The sequence below is a fragment of the Oleiphilus sp. HI0080 genome (assembly GCF_001635135.1).
In genome coordinates this window covers 1-1,496 of the sequence record NZ_LWFU01000757.1, presented here as the reverse complement: position 1 = coordinate 1,496, position 1,496 = coordinate 1, and the positions used below count along the sequence as shown (strand labels likewise).

General features: G+C 48.6%; 2 protein-coding genes. Both read left to right on the top strand.

All coding sequences use genetic code 11. From position 1 onward, the window contains the following. A partial coding sequence (rsxG, locus tag A3751_RS15860; protein WP_068457838.1) for an electron transport complex subunit RsxG occupies positions 1–602 on the top strand: 602 nt, incomplete at its 5' end. Between the two features lie 13 nt (positions 603–615). Next, positions 616–1,329: an electron transport complex subunit E gene (locus tag A3751_RS15855; protein WP_068457836.1), complete on the top strand. Its 714-nt coding sequence runs from the start codon at positions 616–618 to the stop codon at positions 1,327–1,329. Positions 1,330–1,496: the final 167 nt, after the last annotated feature.

Here is a 1,496-nt window from a genome sequence, read left to right as displayed (position 1 = left end):
GTCTATTTGCGATACTAACAGCAGGTCTCGTTGCGCTTGTGCAGCTAAATACAAAAGAACGCATCGTCGAACAGGCGACCAAAGCCCGTTTGGCGGCACTCTACGAACTCGTACCGGAATCCTACCGTGACAATGACCTGCTGGCAGACAGCTACATGCTCTCTATTCGCGAGGGTGCAGAGCCTCAAAGCGTTTTTCTTGCGCGCAGCGGGGGCAGCGTTAGTGCCATTATTCTTCCTTGGACAGCTCCTGACGGTTATACCGCTCCGATTCAACTTCTTGTCGCGATTGATGTTGATGGCGAGCTGATTGGTGTCAGAGTCGTTTCACACAAAGAAACACCCGGCTTGGGCGACAGTATTGAATTGACAAAATCAGACTGGATATTAGGTTTTGATGGTCGCTCCATCGCCAACACCGCAGCGGGTGCCTGGGCCGTAAAGAAAGATGGCGGTGAGTTTGATCAGCTAACTGGTGCCACTATCACACCGAGAGCAATCGTGTCTGCGGTTTACGAAGCCCTGCGGTTTTTCGAAGCCAACAAGATTGCGCTGTTAAACCAAGCGCCTCAAGCACAACTTCACCTGTCGAAAGCACCTTGAAGGGCCTCTCAGCATGAACCACATCGACGAACTAAAAACGCTTAGCAAGAACGGCCTATGGTCCAACAATCCGGCACTCGTTCAATTGCTTGGACTGTGTCCTTTATTAGCGGTTACCGCCACCGTTGTGAATGCTATTGGCTTAGGCGTGGCCACAATGCTGGTTTTGGTCATGTCGAATATTTCTGTGTCTTTGATTCGAAACTTTGTCAGCGATGCCATTCGTCTTCCTGCATTTGTAATGATTATTGCTTCGCTCGTTACCTGTGCTGAACTCCTAATGAAAGCTTTTACGTATGAGCTTTACCAAATACTCGGCATATTCATCCCTCTGATCGTGACCAATTGTGCCATTCTTGGGAGAGCCGATGCTTACGCGAGTAAAACTAATCCGTTATTCGCCGGTGTTGATGGCTTCATGATGGGGCTTGGGTTCCTTATCGTGCTAGTGATTCTTGGCGGTGCTCGAGAGGCGATTGGCCAAGGTACACTTTTCTCCAACATGCATCTCATTTTCGGCGAAGCAGCGCGTGGCTGGGAGATAATTCTAGCGACGGATTACAGTAACTTTCTGTTTGCAATTCTGCCGCCTGGGGCATTCGTCGGCATGGGTTTAATCATTGCAATCAAAAATGTGATTGACGCGAAAATCGCGCAACGCAAAGCACAGCAAAACCAGACAAGTGCTGGCTCCAAGCGGGTTAGGGTAACAGGTCATATCTCCTAGGTTATTAGCAGCAAATTTGAGCATTTCAGAAATCTTGTACTAGACTCACTCCAGAATTCGGGATCGAATATGGACTGTTTATGAGTGCCCAAAAAATCGTTGTTTTTCATGCACCAGGAAAAACGCCCTCAAGCTATGACCATAACATCGGTCAATTAGAGGGTGCC